Genomic DNA, 15,740 nt, shown 5'->3' with positions numbered 1-15,740 from the left:
ACGCAGAACGTACAAGCGACCACCGACAGTTTTCGAAGTCGACAGTGTTTCCCTTGTACAGCAAAGCTAATCGACCTCAAGCAACTCCTGAGAACCGTTCTCCAGCCGCCGCGCGTACTTCTCCGATCGGGGAAGCATGGTCTTCTCATAAACCGCGACAGCTTCACCGACACTCCCGGAACCGGCCAGCGCGAGAGCGAGCTCGCAAGCGTCGACCATGGCCAGATTGACACCGACGCCGAGTGGCGGCATCAGATGGGCGGCGTCGCCCAGCAGGGTTACCGACGGCGTGTGCGCCCACGTATGCGGAACCGGAAGCACGTACAGTGGACGGTCCACATAGGGCCCGTCGTTGTCGGTGACCATCTGAAGCATCGACGGCGACCAGGAAGAAAACGAGTCGAGCAGCCGGGCGCGAATCTCCGCGGTACCAAGGGAACCGGCCCAGTCCGCGGGCAGACTCTGAATCACATAGACCCTGATGTGGTCGCCACTGTTGCGCTGGGCGAAGAGGCAACGCTCACCGTCGGCCGCCATCGCACTGCCATGACCGACGAGCGCGGCGAGTTCGGGATGCGCGTTCTCGACGTCGTCGAACCAGGCCTCCAGGAAGGTGATCCCGGAGTACTCGGGCACCGCCGCCGACACCGCCGGCCGGACCCGCGACCACGCGCCGTCGGCACCGATGACCAGATCCGTCTCGACTGTCGTCCCGTCGGCGAACCGCAAACGCCCCGGAAGCTCGACCTTCTCCAGAACAGAACCCCATCGCACGGTGCCCGGCTCCAGCGAGTCCAGCAGCAGACCCCGCAGCTGGCCTCGGTCGATCTCCGGTTTGAACAGCTCCCCTTCGGCCGGGACATGGTGCTCCAAAAGCACGCCGGCGGGATCCAGCTTGCGCATCTCCTGCCCCTCCGGGCGGGCGAGCGCGAAGAACTCGTCGAGCAGACCCGCTTCGCGCAGGGCCATCTGCCCGTCGTCCGCGTGCAGGTCGAGCGTGCCGCCCTGGTTCCGGGCCCGAGGGTGCGGGTCGCGGTCGTAGACCGTCACGGGGATGCCGTGCTTTTGCAGGATGCGGGCGCAAGTCAGGCCGCCGGGGCCCGCTCCGATGATGCTGATCGTCATGCGACCAGAAAAGCAGAACGAGTTAAAAAGTGCAACGAGTCAACTTAGTGAGCGTGACAACTCATGAGGTAGACTGCGCTCATGGAGACACCGGGACGGCGTGAGCGCAAGAAGGCGGCCACTCGCCAGGCACTGGCGGACGCCGCCCTGGAACTGTTCCTGGAGCGCGGCTACGACCAGGTGAGCATCCGCGACATCGCCGAGGCGGCGGACGTGTCGACCACGACGCTGTTCAAGCACTTCCCCGGCAAGGAAGCCCTGGTCTTCGACGAGTCCGAAGACCGTGAAGCGAACCTGATCGCCGCCGTACGAGACCGCGAAGCAGGCCAGAGCGTCGTCGAGGCCCTACGCGAGTACGTGCTCGCGACGTGGCTCCCGCTCACGGCCCACCCCCAGTACCCCGAGTTCACCGCGCTGGTGAGCGGCACCCCCGCGCTCCAGGAGTACGGCGAACGCATGTGGACCCGGCACGCCGCGGCTCTCGGCGAGGCCATCGCCGAAGACGCGGGCAAGGCCCCCGAAGACACGGCGTCCCGGGCGCTGGCGCGATTCGTCCTGGACATCCCGGCACTCACCCGCGGCCGGGAAGACCCCGAGAAGGCCGTCGAGGAGATCTTCGACCTCCTCACCCACGGCTGGCGCTAGTCTTCTTCGGACGGACGAGAGCCGCGCAGCGAGCCCGGATGCGCCTTGGCGGAGGGGTCGTTCCGGGTCTTGAGCAGGCTGGCCACGGTCACCACGACGAGGATGCCGATGATCACCGCGAGGCTGACCGGTGTCGAGATCTCCGGAACGCTCTCGTCGATGTCCACGTGGGCCCAGTGCAGGATCAGCTTGATCCCGATGAACCCGAGGATCACCGCGAGCCCGGCCGACAGGTACACGAGCCGGTCGAGCAGGCCCTTCACGAGGAAGTACAGCGCGCGCAGGCCCAGCAGGGCGAAGGCGTTGGCGGCGAAGACGATGTACGGCTCGTCGGTGACACCGAAGACGGCCGGGATCGAGTCCAGCGCGAACAGCAGGTCGATCCCGCCGATCGCGAGCAGCACCACCACCAGCGGCGTGCCCACCCGCTTACCGTCGAGCCGGGTGAACAGCTTCCCGCCGTCGTAATCCTGCGACAGCGGCAGGAGACGGCGAGCGGTCCGCACCACCACGTTGTTCTCGACGTCCGGATCCTCGTCGCGATGCCGGAACAGCTGAATGCCGGTGTAGATCAGCAACAGCCCGAACAACAGGAACATGAAGGAGAACAACGAAAGCAGCGTCGCGCCGAGCGCGATGAAGATCGCGCGCATGATCAGCGCGACCACGATGCCGAACGTGAGCACCTTGTGCTGATGTTCCTCTGGCACCGCGAAGGTGCTCATGATGATCACGAAGACGAAGAGGTTGTCGACCGACAGGCTCTTCTCCACGATGTAGCCCGCGAAGTACTGCTGCCCGAAGTCGCCGCCGTGCGCCAGGGTCAGCCAGACACCGAACGCCACCGCGACCAGGATGTAGCCGACCGACCAGGCCACCGCCTCGCCGAAACCGACCTTGTGCGGCCGCACCGCCGCGAGGATGAGGTCGAGGGCCAGGAGCCCGAGCACCAGCCCGATCGTCAGGGTCCAGGTGAGGCCATCGATCTGGAGCATCCGGACCCTGTCTTTCGTTCGGCGGCAGGTGAGGAAGATCTTAAGTGGAACTCCCGCGGTCCGCATTCGCATGACCCGGCGCCGCGTCCAACAGCGCGGCGAGGACGGTCTTGAGCAGCGGGTGATCCGCGCTCCCCCGCCGGACGGCGGCGAACACGCGGCGCAGCGGCGGCTCACCACGCAAGGGGATGGCGACCGAGCCGGGAACAGCGGTGAAAGCGTTGCGCGGCACCAAGGCCACGCCCTCTCCCGCCGCGACCAGGGTGGTGATCGCGTGGAAATCGTCGGAGACGTGCCGGATCCCCGGATTGGCGCAGACGATCATCAGCACGTCACGGCAGGGATTCCCGGGTTTCGGGGCGATCCAGTCGTCGTCCGCGAGTTCGTCGATGTCCACTTCGGACGCTTCCGCGAGCCGGTGCGCGGTGGGCAGCACGACGTCGAACGGCTCCACGTACAGCGGGAACCGGGTGAGCCTGCTCTCATCCGTCCGTGGCGAGAGCCGGTACTCCTCGGTGATCGCCAGATCGACCTCGCCGTCGAGCAGCAGCGGGATGCTCGCGTGCCCCTCGACGTCCTGCACCTGCATGGTGACACCGGGCGAACCGGACCGCAGCGAGGCGATCGCCGGCGCGACGACCAGGGTGATCGCGGAGGCGAAACTCGCCAGCCGCACCATGCCCCGCACCCCCGAATCGAGCGCGGCCAGGGTGGCGTGCGCCCGTTCGAGTTCCGCGGCGACGGCGTTGGCGTGCACCACCATCAGCTCACCGGCGGCGGTCAGGGACACCCGGCGACCCCACCGGCGAAGCAGCTGCTGGCCGCACTCGGCTTCGAGCGCGGCCAGCTGCTGGGACACCGCGGACGGCGTCAGGTGCAGCGCCTGTCCCGCCGCCGTCACGGTGCCGTGGTCGGCGAGGGCGCGCAGCACGCGCAGCCGTCGCGGATCGATCATTCGTCCATCATGGACCTTGCTGTCACGAACGCGTCGACGGCCCGGTTGACGTCGTCGGCGGAATGCGCCGCCGACATCTGTGTCCGGATCCGGGCCTTGCCGTGCGGCACCACCGGATACGAGAACCCGACCACGTAGATGCCCTGGTCGAGCAGCAGATCCGCCATCTTGCCCGCCTTGGCGGCGTCGCCGATCATCACCGGGATGATCGGGTGCTCGCCGGGCAGCAGGTCGAAGCCCGCTTCGGTCATCCGACGGCGGAAGAGCTCGGTGTTGGCGCGCAGCTTGGTCAACAGCTCGCTCGAAGAGCCCAGCAGTTCCAGCGTGGCGAGCGCGGCCGCGGTGATCGACGGCGCGAGCGAGTTCGAGAACAGGTACGGCCGCGAACGCTGCCGCAGCATCTCGACGATCTCCGCGCGGCCCGAGGTATAGCCGCCGCTCGCGCCGCCGAGGGCCTTCCCGAGGGTGCCGGTGAGGACGTCGACCTTGTCCTGCACGCCGAACAGCTCCGGCGTGCCGCGACCGGTCGGACCGGTGAAGCCGACGGCGTGCGAGTCGTCCACCATCACCAGCGCGTCGTACCGCTCGGCCAGCTCGCAGATCTCGTCGAGCGGCGCGAGGTAGCCGTCCATCGAGAACACGCCGTCGGTGGCGATCATCCGGTAACGCGCGCCGGACGCCTCCTTCAGCCGGGCCTCCAGGTCCGCGACGTCGCGGTTGCGGTAGCGCATCCGCTTCGCCTTGCACAGCCGGACGCCGTCGATGATCGAAGCGTGGTTGAGCTCGTCGGAGATGATGACGTCCTGGTCGGTCAGCAGCGTCTCGAAGAGCCCGGCGTTGGCGTCGAAGCACGAGCTGTAGAGGATCGTGTCCTCGGTGCCGAGGAACTCCGAGAGCTTCGCCTCGAGTTCCTTGTGCGGCTGCTGGGTCCCGCAGATGAACCGCACCGACGCCATGCCGAAGCCCCAGCGGTCCAGCGCCTCTTGCGCGGCCTTGATCAGCTCGGGATGGTCGGCGAGGCCGAGGTAGTTGTTGGCGCAGAAGTTGAGGACGTCGCCGCCGGCGACACTGACCGAAGCCCGCTGCGGCCCCTGGATCACCCGCTCGCCCTTGTACAGCCCGGCTTCCCGGATCTCGGCGAGCCCGGCCTTGAGGTCGTCGCGCATCGCGCCGTACATCAGTTCTCCGTCCAATCCAGGATGACCTTGCCGCAACGACCTTCCCTGGCCGTCGCGAACGCCTTCTCGTACTCGGTGTAGCCGAACCGGTGGGTGATCACCGGCGAGATGTCCAGCCCGGCCTGCAACAGCACGGACATCGAGTACCACGTCTCGAACATCTCACGCCCGTAGATGCCCTTGAGCTGGATCATCTTCAGCACCACGGACGCGATGTCGACCGACACGTCGGACGCGGGCAGGCCGAGCAGCGCGATCCGGCCGCCGTGCGACATGTTCGAGATCATGTCGCGCAGCGCCTCGGGCCGTCCGCTCATCTCCATGCCGACGTCGAAGCCCTCGGCCATGCCGAGCCGTTCCTGCGCGTCGGCGATGGTCGAGGAAGAGACGTCGAGCGCGAGGTCGACGCCGACCTTGCGGGCCAGTTCCAGGCGGTGCTCGCTGACGTCGGTGACGACGACGTTGCGCGCGCCGGCGTGGCGGGCGATCGCGGCTGCCATGATGCCGATCGGGCCGGCGCCGGTGACCAGCACGTCCTCCCCGATGACGGGGAAGGACAGCGCGGTGTGCACGGCGTTGCCCAGCGGGTCGAAGATCGCGGCGATGTCGAGGTCGACCTTGGTGCGGTGCACCCAGGCGTTCTGCTCGGGCAGGACGGCGTACTGCGCGAACGCGCCGTCGGTGTGCACGCCGAGGCCCTTGGTCCGGGCGCACAGGTGACGCCGCCCGGCCTTGCAGTTGCGGCAGCTCCCGCAGACCAGATGCCCCTCGCCGCTGACCAGGTCGCCCACCTTGACCGTCGTCACCGACCGGCCGATCTCGACCACCTCGCCGACGAACTCGTGCCCGACGACCAGCGGCGCGGCGATGGTGCGCGCCGCCCAGTCGTCCCAGGAGTCGATGTGCAGATCCGTGCCGCAGATCCCGGCGCGCAGCACGCGGACGGCGACGTCGCCGGGGCCGACCGCGGGGTCCGGAACGTCGGTGAGTTCCAGCCCGGGTGCTCGGTCGGCTTTGACCAATGCCTTCATGGCGCGAAGTCTGACCCGGCCACGCTGTTCAGTCCATCGCGAGTTTCTGAAATCCCTCGTTAGCGTGTCTTCACAAGAGTGATCACGCCGTCGAGCAGCCGGGCGAGCCCGAACGCATAGGCGTGCTCGGGATCGTGAGCGCCGTTGTGCGCCTCACCGGCCGACTGTCCGACGCGCGCGGCGAGCGGGAAACGTTCGGGCTCGAAGACCTCCGCGAGCGCCGGACCGGCCTTCGCCCACCACTGCGCGTCGTCCATCCCGGTGCGGCGGACCGCGCGGTCGGCCTCGATCCGGCGGCGCGCGGTCCCCTGGACGTGGTCGTGCACCAGCGTGATCACCGAATCCATCTCGACGTCGGTGAGGCCGAGGCCCTCGACGACGGCGAGTTCGCGTTCGTACTTCGCGATCGACCGGGGCCCGAGCGGCGGACGGCCGGTGAACACCTGCAGCACCCACGGATGCCGCAGGCAGAGGTCCCAGTTCACCCGCGCGACCTCGCGCAGCCCCTCCACCCAGTCGCGATCGCCGGGTTCGCCCAGTTCCCGGACCGCCTCGCCGTAGACCCGGTCGAGCATCGCTTCGAGGAGCTCCTCGCGGGACGCGACGTAGGTGTACAGCGACATCGTGCCGACACCCAGCGACTCGGCGACCCGGCGCATGGACAGGGTGGCGAGATCTTGGTCGCCGTCGGCGAGTTCGACGGCGGCGGCGATCACCTGTTCGCTGGTCAGCGTGTGTTTCGGCCCGCGGCGCGGCAATTGCCGGGTACCCCACAGCGTGGCGATCGTCCGCGCGGGATCGCCGCCGCCGTTGTTCTCGGTCCGGGTCATGGCGCCATCATAGGCGAACTACTCCGTAACCTGTACGAAGTTTGTGCTATCTTACTTCGTATGCCATACGAAGAAGCGGCGCTGGAAGCCGTCGACCTGCGTAAGCGGTACCGGGACAAGGTGGCGTTGGACGGGTTCGATCTCACCGTCCCGGCGGGCACGGTCTGCGGCCTGCTCGGCCCGAACGGCGCGGGGAAGACCACGGCGGTACGGATCCTGAGCACCCTGCTGCGCCCGGACAGCGGAACGGCCCGCGTCGCGGGGCACGACGTGGTCGCCGACCCCCGGTCGGTGCGCTACCGGATCGGCCTGGTCGGGCAGAACGCGTCGGTGGACGAGATCCTCACCGGCCGCCAGAACCTCGTGCTGTTCGCCAGGCTCTACCACCTGAAGAGCGCGGCGGCGAAACGCCGGGCGGACGAACTCCTCGAACAGTTCGATCTCACCGAGGCGGCCGGGAAACCCGTCGCCGCGTACTCCGGCGGGATGCGACGACGGCTGGACCTGGCGACCAGCCTGATCCTCTCGCCACCCGTGCTGTTCCTCGACGAACCGACCACCGGTCTCGACCCCCGGGCCCGCATCGAGGTCTGGTCGTCGATCAGGGACCTGGTCGGCTCGGGCACCACGGTGCTGCTGACCACGCAGTACCTGGAGGAGGCGGACCAGCTGGCCGATCGGATCGCCGTCATCGACGCGGGCCGCGTCGTCGCGGCGGGCACCCCGGACGAACTCAAGGCGAAGGTCGGACCGGACCGCGTCGAGACCATCACCCGCAAACCCACCCTCGACGAGGTGTTCCTGCACCTCACCGGCCACACCGCGACCACAGGAGAGCCCGTATGACCGCGATCACGGACACCACCGCCCTCGCCGGCCGCATCCTGCTGCACTGGCGGCAACGGCCCGGCTCGATCCTGGTCGGCTTCCTCTTCCCCGTCCTGATGGTGCTGATGTTCGGCTACCTCTTCGGCGGCGCGATGGCCGTTCCCGACGGGGACTACCTGGACTTCCTGATCCCCGGCATGTTCGCGATGACGATGCTGTTCGGCCTGGAGGCGATGGTCGTGGCCGTCACCACGGACACCGCGAAGGGTGTCACCGAGCGGATCCGCGCGATGCCGGTCTCCGCGACGGCGATCCTCGCCGGGCGCGGCGTGGCCGATCTGCTCAACGCCGTCGTCGGTCTCGCGGTCATGGTGGTGACCGGGCTACTGGTTGGCTGGACACCGGAACGCGGCCTTCTGCCGTCGCTGGCCGCGTTCGGGTTGCTGCTGTGGCTGCGGTTCGCCTTCACCTGGGTGGGGATCTACCTCGGCTTGCTGCTCAAGACGCCGGAATCGGCCGTCGCCGTGCAGATCCTGGTCTGGCCCGTCGGGTTCCTTTCGAGCGCGTTCGTTTCGCCGTCGACCATGCCGGGCTGGCTCGGCGCGATCGGCGCCTGGAATCCCTTGTCCGCCACCGCGACCGCGATCCGGGACCTGTTCGGCAACCCGACCTGGGGCGCGGCCGATTGGGCGAGCACGCATTCTGTCGCGCTCGCCCTGCTTTGGCCGGCCGTGCTCACGGCACTCTTTCTCCCGCTGGCAGCGAACCGGTATCGCGCACTGGGCCGGTGACGGCGGAAGTCCCGGGGACACGGACCGAGACGAAGTCCGGCCGCGGCACCAGTTCGAACCCGATCGACTGGTACAGGCGGATGGCCGAGGTGTTCGTGGCCGCCGCGTGCATCATCGGCCGCTCGCCGCGGGCCCGGATTCCCGCCGCCACCGCGCGGATGAGCCGGGTCGCCAGGCCCTGGCCGCGATACGCCGGGTCGGTGCAGACGGCGCTGATCTCGGTCCAGCCCGGTGGGTGCATCCGCTCGCCCGCCATCGCGATCAGCGCGCCGCCGCGCCGGATCCCCAGGTACGTCCCGAGTTCGATGGTCCGCTTCCTGAACGGGCCGGGTTTGGTCCGCTCGACAAGGTCCAGCATCTCCGGGACGTCGTCCGGGCCCAGAAGGACGGCCTCGGGATCTTCGGCGGCTTCGAGCGCGACGTCGACCAGCCGGACCCCGGCGATCCTGCCGAGGACCTCCCACCCCTCCGGGAGGGGCAGCGAGTTGTGGATGGTGACCGTCGCGCCCGGACCGGCCAGCGCGGCGACGTCGGCCCAGACGCCGTCGTCCGGTTCGGGTGGCAGCGCGAAGAAGGGGGCGACGTCGACCTGGTAGCGCAGAACCTGGCCGAAACGTTCGGCGAAGCGGGCGTGCGGCCCGGTCAGAGATGACCAGACCGGATCGTCGGGAGGGGTGACCATGACGGCTGCGACATCGGCGGGCGGGCTTTCATTCCCGCTCCCACATCCTGAACGCGGCCGGTCAGGATCCGGCGGTCACCGCGAGGTCCGCGCCGGGATTCGGCCCGAACCAGTCGAGGCAGACGACCATGGCGTCGTCCGCGGCCGGCCCGCCGCCGCGGTGCTCGCCCAATTCGGCGAGGACCGCCCTCGGCACGTGGGCGGCGGGCAGGTCCGCGGTCGCGACGATGGCCTCGGTGAGTTCGCGGTCGCCGTAGAGCTCGCCGTGCGGGCCCGCCACGTCGTAGACGCCGTCGCTCACGAACACGTAGCGGTCGCCGGGCACCGCTTGCAGGCGTTCGATGGTGTACGAGGTGTCTTCGAAGGTGCCGAGTGGCAGTTGCTCGTCGAAGGCGACCCGTTCGGCCTTTCCGTGGCGGAATCGCCACAGCCGGGGTGATCCGGCGTCGACGGCGTCGATCGAGCCGGTCGCGAGGTCGAATTCCAGCAGCAGGGTCGCGACGTGCTCTTGGCCCCGGTACTGCGCGTAAAGGGCCTGGTCGGCGAGTTCGGCCTGGGCGTCGAGCGGGATCCCGGCCCGCCGGGCGTTACGGAGCGCGTTGACGGCGAGGTTGGTCAGCAGCGCCGCGCTCGTCCCGTCCCCCATGCCGTTGACCAGCGTGACCGACAGCTTTCGCGCCGAGGCCGACCAGTCGAAGCAGTCGCCGTAGATGGCGTACGCGGGTTCGAGCTGGCCGCCGAGGGCGAATTCGGGGCGCGCGCACGCGCGGCCGGGGAGCAGTTGCCACTGCATCTCGGCCGCGAGGGTGAGCCGGGACGACCGGCGCGCCTGCACGTAGAGGTCGGTGTCGCGGTCGGCGACGAAGACCTCGTGCGCGAGCGCCTCGGCGAACCGGCCGAGTTCCGCCCACACGGGCGGTTCCTGGTCCTCGGGGAGTGTGACGACGAGGACGCCGAGCCGGTCTCCGCGCACGGAGACCGGAAGGTGGGCGCGGACGCCGTCCTCGACGGTCTCGAACGTCGCGCACTGCGTGGTGAAGGCCTCGCCCGCCGTCGTGCCCGCCACCGGCAACGGGTCGGTGGTGTAGGGCAGCACGGTCACCCGGCGTAGTTCGGCGAGGCTGTAGTCGGCCATCAGCAGTTCGGCGGCCACGGCGTCGAAGTGCTCCCGCAACGCCGAACGCAAACCGTCCAGCAGGTCGTGCGGCTGGACGCCTCTCAGTATCCGCTCGACCACCAAGGATCTGTCCACCTTTTTCCGCCTCCCGCACCGGGCCGCGCGGGCCGGCCGATGGGCGTACCGCGACCAGCTGAGCTGACAGTTCAGCATAAGGATGCGAGAGTGGGTGTCGTGAATCGGTCCGCTGAGCCCCCCGGCGCCGAAACCGTGGCGGCGGTGGTGACCGAGACGGCCGAGCTGCTCGAGATCATGTTCGAACGCGCCCGTGAGGCGTCACCGCGTCCGCTGTCGACGTCCCAAGTACGCGCCGTCGTGGCGCTCGACCACCACGACGGCCTGAATCTGCGCGCGCTCGCCGAGCTGCTGGGTTCGACCCCGCCGCTGGTGAGCCGCCTGTGCGATCGGCTGGAGGCCGTCGGCTTCGTCGACAGGCTGCCCGGCACGCACAGCCGCCGCGAACTCACCCTGCGGCTCAGCGACCGGGGCCGCGCCTACCTGCGTGACCTGCGGGCACGCCGTCGCGAAAGCCTGGAGTCGGTGCTCGAGAAGCTCAGCCCCGAGGCCAAGGCCGCGCTCGCCGCCGGACTCCGCGAGTTCCGCGAGGCCGCCGCGGAGTTCTGACGCCCGTACGGTGTCCGCGTCACCACTGGAGTAGGGTCACTGTTGTCATATGACAACAGTGATCTCTGGAGGTGTGGGTGCAGGCGACCGACGACTCCGCCGTCCGGGACCTGCTTTCGCGGATCTTCGACGCCGGTCAGGACGACCTGGTCGACGACTGGGTCCGCCGGCAGCTGACCGACTCGCCCGCCTGGACCGGCGAGCAGGAGCTGCGGCGCGAGGCCAAGGAACTGCTCGGCGCGCTCCGCGGGGCCCTCGGTACCGAGCTTCGCCTGGAACGGATCGTCGACCGCGACGAGGCCGTCCGTGCCGCGTTGCGGGGGCTGTCCGAGCGGCGGGCCCGTGCCGGCGCGGCGCCGACCTCCACCGCGATGGCGATCCTCGGCCTCAAGCGGACCACCCTCGCCGCCCTCGAAGAGCTGACCGGAGACCCCGAGATCCGCTACCAGGCTTCCTTGCAGGTCAACGGTTTCCTCGACGCCGCGAGCCTGCTGACGTTCTCGGTGTACGTCGAAGGCAGGGAAGAGATCATCCGGCGGCAGCACCAGCAGATGCTGGAGTTGTCCACGCCGGTGGTGCGGCTGTGGCGGCAGGTGCTGGCCGTTCCCCTGATCGGCACTCTCGACAGCGCCCGCACGCAGGTGGTGATGAACAGCCTCCTGGAGGCGATCCAGGCCCACGAGGCCAGGGTGGCGATCATCGACATCACCGGCGTGTCCACAGTGGACACCGCGGTGGCGCAGCATCTCCTGCAGACGGTCAGCGCGGTCCGGCTCATGGGCGCGGAATGCCTGATCAGCGGTATCCGGCCGTCGATCGCGCAGACCGTCACCCAGCTCGGCATCGACCTGTCGCACATCGAGACCCGCGGTTCGCTCGCCGACGCGCTGGCCACGGCGATGCGGCTGATCGACGACCACACCCGGCGCGGCGCGGTGACCGGGTGAACCCGCGCGCGGGACTGCCGATCCTGCGGCTCGGGGACATTCTGATCGGCGGGCTGCTCAGCGATCTCGACGACGCCACCGCGCTCCAGTTCACCGGCGAGCTCACCGCCCGGATCTCCGACGAGGGGATCCGCGGCGTCATCCTCGACATCTCGCGGCTGGAGATCGTGGACTCGTTCGTCGCGCGGGTGCTGATGGAACTGGCCGCCACCGGACGGCTTCTCGGCGCCAGGATGATCGTCGCCGGGATGCGCCCGGCCGTCGCGATCACGCTGTCCGAACTGGGGCTGGGGCTCACCGGCGTCCAGACCGCGCTCAACGCGGAACAGGCCATGGAACTCCTGGGATGGAGACGTCCCGCCAAGGCCGCCGAAGAGGCGCCTCGTGCTTCCTGACGAGCTCACCGCCCCCGAAGCGCGCACCCACGCCGTGCGCGCCGAAGAGGATCTGCTCACCGCCAGGCACGCCGTCCGGGCCGACGCGGTCGCGGCCGGTTTCTCGATCGTCGACCAGACGAAGATCGTGACCGCCGCCAGCGAACTCGTGCGCAACGCCTACATCCACGGCGGTGGCGGCACGATGACCATCGCCACCGTGCGGGATCTCCAGGGACGGACGGGGATCGCCCTGTCCGTCCGCGACGAAGGCCCCGGCATCGAGGACGTCGAACTGGCCATGACCGACGGGTTCAGCACCGGCGCCGGGCTCGGGCACGGCCTCGGCGGCACCCGGCGGCTGGTCGACGAGTTCACCATCGACACCACACCCGGCGAGGGCACCACGGTCACCGTCGTCCGCTGGAAGCCATGACCGTCGTCGACGCGGCACTCACCCGGTTGATACACATCGACCACATCAGCGCGGTCTACGCCGCGACACGGGCCGCGCGCGAGGTCGCGGCCGAAGCGGGCCTTCCCGAAGTCTTGGCCGAGCGCACCGCCGTCATCGCCTCGGAACTGGCGACCAATCTCGACAAGCACGCCGGTGGCGGTGCCGTCTTCGTCCAGCGCTCGCTGGCCGGACCGGGAGTGGAGGTCCACGCCGTGGACACCGGCCCGGGGATGGACGACCTCGCCCATTGGCGCGTCGACGGCCACACGACCACCGAGACGCTCGGCACCGGCCTCGGCGCCGTCGGCAGGCTCGCGACCGACTTCCGCATACGGTCCGCGCCGGGCGTCGGCACCGTCGCGGCCGCCAGAGTGCTCGCGCCCGGGCACCACGGCGCCGATCTCGCGCATGTCCGGCTCCCCCGCGAGGGCGAAGAGCGGTGCGGCGACGCGGTGGCCGTCTCGGCGATGCCCGGCGTCCGCACGGCCGTCGTCGTCGACGGGCTCGGCCACGGTCCCGAAGCGAGCGACGCCGCGGAAGCCGCGATCGCGGTGTTCCGCGGCGATCCGGACCGGGCGCTGCCCGAGCACCTCAACGCCATGCACCGGGCCTTGCGACAGACCCGCGGCGCCGCGATCGCGCTCGCCCGGCTTTCCGAACGCGGGCTCGAATTCTGCGGTGTCGGCAACGTCAGCGGTCTCGTGCTGACGCCGCGGCAGACCAGGCCGCTGCTGAGCGTGCCCGGCGTCGTCGGCCTCACCCTGCCGCCCGTCCGGGCACGGACACTTCCCTTGACCGGCCACGAACTCCTCGTCCTGCACACCGACGGGATCGGCACCGCCTGGCGTGGCTCGGCCGCGCTCGGACCACTTCCGGCCACGGCCCTCTTCGCCGCGGATCTCGCCCACCGTCACCGCGATCTTCGCGACGACGCCGCGTTGATCGCCTTCGGACCGGGAGAGGGACTTTCGTGACCGACGCCGTCCGGCTACGCCGCCGCGTGCGGGAGGCGTGCGCGGCCGCCGGGGTCCCGGCCGACCAACGCGCGCGGCTGGTACTCGCGGTGACCCTGCTCGCCGAAAACGACCCGACGCCGGAACTTTCGACCGTCACGGCCGACGGCAAGCTGTCCGTCACGCTGGACTCGTCCAGTCCCGTCGGACAGGAGCGGCGCAACACCCTCCCGTTGCTTCCCGCGGCGGGCGGCGGCACGAGCCTGACCTGGCATCTCGACGCGGGCGGGCGACCGGTGCCGGTCGCGGCCGACGACGAGGTGGCCACCAGGGACGAGATGCTGGCGCTGGTCGCCCGCGCCGACGCGGTCGCCAAGGAACAGCGCGAGCTCAAACACGAACTGGCCGAGACGAACAGCGGCGTGCTCGCGATGTACGTCGAACTGGAGGAACGGGACGAGCAGCTCCGGAAGGCGCACGCGGTGATCTTCCGCGAACTGGAGGACGCGCTGCGCCCGCCGCCACCGCCCGCCGGCCCTTTCGAGCTGGCCGTGCACTACGCGCCGAGCCAGCAGGATTCGCCGACAGGCGGGGATCTCTACGACTGGTTCGTGCTGCCCGACGGCTGCGTCCACATCACCCTCGTCGACGCTGTCGGGCACGGCGTCACCTCGACCCGGCACGCGCTGACCGTCACCCACGCGATCCGCACCCTGGCGCTGGAGGGCCATCCGTTCCGCGATCTGATCGGCCGGGCCGCCCGCACGCTGGCGACGATCGAACCCGAACTGATGGCGACGGTGCTGCTGGCCCGGCTGGACCCGGCCACCGGCGATGTGACTTTCGCCAACGGCAGTCATCCCCGTCCGGTCCTGGTCACCGCCGCCGGTGACACCGAATTGCTCGCCGCCTCGACATCGGGGCGGGGTGTCGGTTTCCCCGACCCCGGCAGCAAAAGCCTCGTCCACCGCACCCTCGCCGACGGCGACCTGCTCGTCATCTACACCGACGGTCTCGTCGAGAGCCGCAAAGACTTCCAGGAAGGAGAAGAACGACTGCTCGCGGCCGCCCGGCGCAACGCCGGACGGCCCACCGGCCAGATCCCGGACGTCCTGGCCACCGAGATGCTCGACGTCGTGCTGCACGCCGATGACACCGTGGTCATCGCGATCCGCCACCGTCCGTATTACGGTGGCGGTTGATGTGGGAAGACGCCGAGCAGGACACAGCGGACGCCACGCTGCTCGACGCCTTCCGTGCCGGTGACATCGCCGCCGGCGAAGCGCTCTTCCGGCGGCACGCCGAACCGCTCCGCCGGATCGCGGCGGGCTGGGTCGCCGAGCCCGCCGAGCGGGATGACCTCGTGGCCGAAGCCTTCGTGCGTGTCCTGACCGTCATCCGTGACGGCGGCGGCCCCCGGGAGAACCTCCGCCCCTATCTCACGGTCACCATGCGGAATCTGGTGGTGAAGTGGAGCCACCACAACAAAAGGGTCGAGCTGTACGGCACGACCCCGGCGACCGAAGAGGCCACCGGGGCCGTGAACGCGGAAGACCTCCTCATCCTCCGCGCGAACGCCCGGCTGGCGTGGACCGCTTACTGCGCGCTCCCCGGCCGCTGGCGGACCGTGCTGTGGCGGACCGAGGCCGAAGGCGACTCGCCGAAGGTGGTGGCACCGCTGCTGGGGGTGTCCCCCAATGGCGCCTCCGTCCTGGCGCTGCGTGCCCGCGAAGGACTACGCCAGGCCTTCCTGCAGGCACAGGTGCCCGAAACGGGCACGCCGTGCTGTCAGGAAGCGCGACGCCGGATGGGCGCGTGGCTGCGCGGCGGGGTGCCGGGCCGCCGGGCGGATCTGATCGCCGAGCACCTCACGGGCTGCGAACCCTGCCGGACCGTCGCCACCCGGCTCGGCGAGATCAACCGCGAGATGCCCCGCTCCGTCTCAGCCTGATTCAGTCGCCGTAGGCGCCGCCACGCAACGCCGTGGCACCACCGGGACAGGTGAAGATGATCCGGTACTCCCCCGCGCCCCGGCCGTAGGCGTACCGGGAAATCAGGACAAGAGCCGAAAGGGCTGTACAGAAGGGAAGACCTGGGTCCTCCGAAGTGATGACGCGGACGCGCGCCGCATCGATGATCCTTTCCCGG

At 69.7% G+C, this 15,740-nt stretch carries 18 protein-coding genes; 10 read left to right on the top strand and 8 right to left on the bottom strand.

Annotated features, from left to right (window positions below):
* Window positions 1-66: 66 nt before the first annotated feature.
* Window positions 67-1,125, bottom strand: coding sequence for an FAD-dependent oxidoreductase (locus CFP71_RS00665; RefSeq protein ID WP_093931857.1), 1,059 nt, complete (start codon window positions 1,123-1,125; stop codon window positions 67-69).
* Between the two features lie 81 nt (window positions 1,126-1,206).
* Between CFP71_RS00665 and CFP71_RS00660 the strand changes: the two genes are divergently transcribed.
* Window positions 1,207-1,770: a TetR/AcrR family transcriptional regulator gene (locus CFP71_RS00660; RefSeq protein WP_093931856.1), complete on the top strand. Its 564-nt coding sequence runs from the start codon at window positions 1,207-1,209 to the stop codon at window positions 1,768-1,770.
* Here the strand turns inward: CFP71_RS00660 and CFP71_RS00655 are convergent.
* The 5 genes from CFP71_RS00655 to CFP71_RS00635 are packed head-to-tail and all read right to left on the bottom strand — an operon-like array spanning window position 1,767 to window position 6,759.
* On the bottom strand, window positions 1,767-2,765 hold the full coding sequence (locus tag CFP71_RS00655) for a TerC/Alx family metal homeostasis membrane protein (RefSeq protein WP_093931855.1): 999 nt from the start codon (window positions 2,763-2,765) through the stop codon (window positions 1,767-1,769). The genes CFP71_RS00660 and CFP71_RS00655 overlap by 4 nt on opposite strands.
* A 40-nt stretch (window positions 2,766-2,805) precedes the next feature.
* Window positions 2,806-3,720 carry a LysR family transcriptional regulator gene (locus CFP71_RS00650; RefSeq protein WP_093931854.1) on the bottom strand — a complete coding sequence of 305 codons (915 nt, stop codon included), beginning with the start codon at window positions 3,718-3,720 and terminating at the stop codon, window positions 2,806-2,808.
* Entirely contained in the window at window positions 3,717-4,898 is a 1,182-nt protein-coding gene (locus CFP71_RS00645; protein ID WP_093931853.1) for a glycine C-acetyltransferase, read from the bottom strand. Before CFP71_RS00645 ends, CFP71_RS00650 begins: the two co-directional genes overlap by 4 nt.
* A complete protein-coding gene (gene tdh / locus CFP71_RS00640; protein WP_093931852.1) occupies window positions 4,898-5,929 on the bottom strand; it encodes an L-threonine 3-dehydrogenase in 1,032 nt (343 codons plus the stop codon). Before tdh ends, CFP71_RS00645 begins: the two co-directional genes overlap by 1 nt.
* A gap of 59 nt (window positions 5,930-5,988) precedes the next feature.
* Window positions 5,989-6,759, bottom strand: a complete 771-nt coding sequence (locus tag CFP71_RS00635) for a TetR/AcrR family transcriptional regulator (protein WP_093931851.1) — start codon at window positions 6,757-6,759, stop codon at window positions 5,989-5,991.
* Between the two features lie 60 nt (window positions 6,760-6,819).
* On the opposite strand from CFP71_RS00635, the gene CFP71_RS00630 reads away from it, so the two are divergent.
* Both CFP71_RS00630 and CFP71_RS00625 read left to right on the top strand, forming a co-directional pair.
* Complete coding sequence (locus CFP71_RS00630) at window positions 6,820-7,605, top strand: ABC transporter ATP-binding protein (RefSeq protein ID WP_093931850.1); 786 nt, start codon at window positions 6,820-6,822, stop codon at window positions 7,603-7,605.
* Window positions 7,602-8,378: an ABC transporter permease gene (locus tag CFP71_RS00625; RefSeq protein ID WP_093931849.1), complete on the top strand. Its 777-nt coding sequence runs from the start codon at window positions 7,602-7,604 to the stop codon at window positions 8,376-8,378. The genes CFP71_RS00630 and CFP71_RS00625 overlap by 4 nt, the downstream gene beginning before the upstream one ends.
* Here CFP71_RS00625 and CFP71_RS00620 read toward each other — a convergent pair.
* Window positions 8,323-9,060 (bottom strand): GNAT family N-acetyltransferase, encoded by a 738-nt coding sequence (locus CFP71_RS00620; RefSeq protein ID WP_093931848.1) that lies wholly within the window; start codon window positions 9,058-9,060, stop codon window positions 8,323-8,325. The two genes, CFP71_RS00625 and CFP71_RS00620, sit on opposite strands and share 56 nt — an antisense overlap.
* A 61-nt stretch (window positions 9,061-9,121) precedes the next feature.
* Window positions 9,122-10,312, bottom strand: a complete 1,191-nt coding sequence (locus tag CFP71_RS00615) for a PP2C family protein-serine/threonine phosphatase (RefSeq protein WP_093931847.1) — start codon at window positions 10,310-10,312, stop codon at window positions 9,122-9,124.
* A gap of 90 nt (window positions 10,313-10,402) precedes the next feature.
* On the opposite strand from CFP71_RS00615, the gene CFP71_RS00610 reads away from it, so the two are divergent.
* The 7 genes from CFP71_RS00610 to CFP71_RS00580 all read left to right on the top strand — a co-directional run bounded on the left by CFP71_RS00610 (window position 10,403) and on the right by CFP71_RS00580 (window position 15,543).
* Window positions 10,403-10,861: a MarR family transcriptional regulator gene (locus CFP71_RS00610; protein ID WP_093931846.1), complete on the top strand. Its 459-nt coding sequence runs from the start codon at window positions 10,403-10,405 to the stop codon at window positions 10,859-10,861.
* A gap of 77 nt (window positions 10,862-10,938) precedes the next feature.
* Window positions 10,939-11,808 (top strand): STAS domain-containing protein, encoded by an 870-nt coding sequence (locus tag CFP71_RS00605; RefSeq protein WP_093931868.1) that lies wholly within the window; start codon window positions 10,939-10,941, stop codon window positions 11,806-11,808.
* The gene (locus CFP71_RS00600) at window positions 11,805-12,203 is read left to right on the top strand and encodes an STAS domain-containing protein (protein ID WP_093931845.1); all 399 of its coding nucleotides are present in this window, start codon (window positions 11,805-11,807) and stop codon (window positions 12,201-12,203) included. The genes CFP71_RS00605 and CFP71_RS00600 overlap by 4 nt, the downstream gene beginning before the upstream one ends.
* Window positions 12,193-12,618 (top strand): ATP-binding protein, encoded by a 426-nt coding sequence (locus CFP71_RS00595; protein ID WP_093931844.1) that lies wholly within the window; start codon window positions 12,193-12,195, stop codon window positions 12,616-12,618. The genes CFP71_RS00600 and CFP71_RS00595 overlap by 11 nt, the downstream gene beginning before the upstream one ends.
* Window positions 12,615-13,613, top strand: coding sequence for an ATP-binding protein (locus tag CFP71_RS00590; RefSeq protein WP_093931843.1), 999 nt, complete (start codon window positions 12,615-12,617; stop codon window positions 13,611-13,613). Before CFP71_RS00595 ends, CFP71_RS00590 begins: the two co-directional genes overlap by 4 nt.
* Window positions 13,610-14,794 carry a PP2C family protein-serine/threonine phosphatase gene (locus CFP71_RS00585; protein ID WP_093931842.1) on the top strand — a complete coding sequence of 395 codons (1,185 nt, stop codon included), beginning with the start codon at window positions 13,610-13,612 and terminating at the stop codon, window positions 14,792-14,794. The genes CFP71_RS00590 and CFP71_RS00585 overlap by 4 nt, the downstream gene beginning before the upstream one ends.
* On the top strand, window positions 14,794-15,543 hold the full coding sequence (locus CFP71_RS00580) for a sigma-70 family RNA polymerase sigma factor (RefSeq protein WP_093931841.1): 750 nt from the start codon (window positions 14,794-14,796) through the stop codon (window positions 15,541-15,543). The genes CFP71_RS00585 and CFP71_RS00580 overlap by 1 nt, the downstream gene beginning before the upstream one ends.
* Window positions 15,544-15,740 lie beyond the last annotated feature (197 nt).

Origin of the sequence: Amycolatopsis thailandensis, assembly GCF_002234405.1 — a bacterium.
Taxonomy (GTDB): domain Bacteria; phylum Actinomycetota; class Actinomycetes; order Mycobacteriales; family Pseudonocardiaceae; genus Amycolatopsis; species Amycolatopsis thailandensis.
This window is presented reverse-complemented; position numbering and strand designations above follow the sequence as displayed.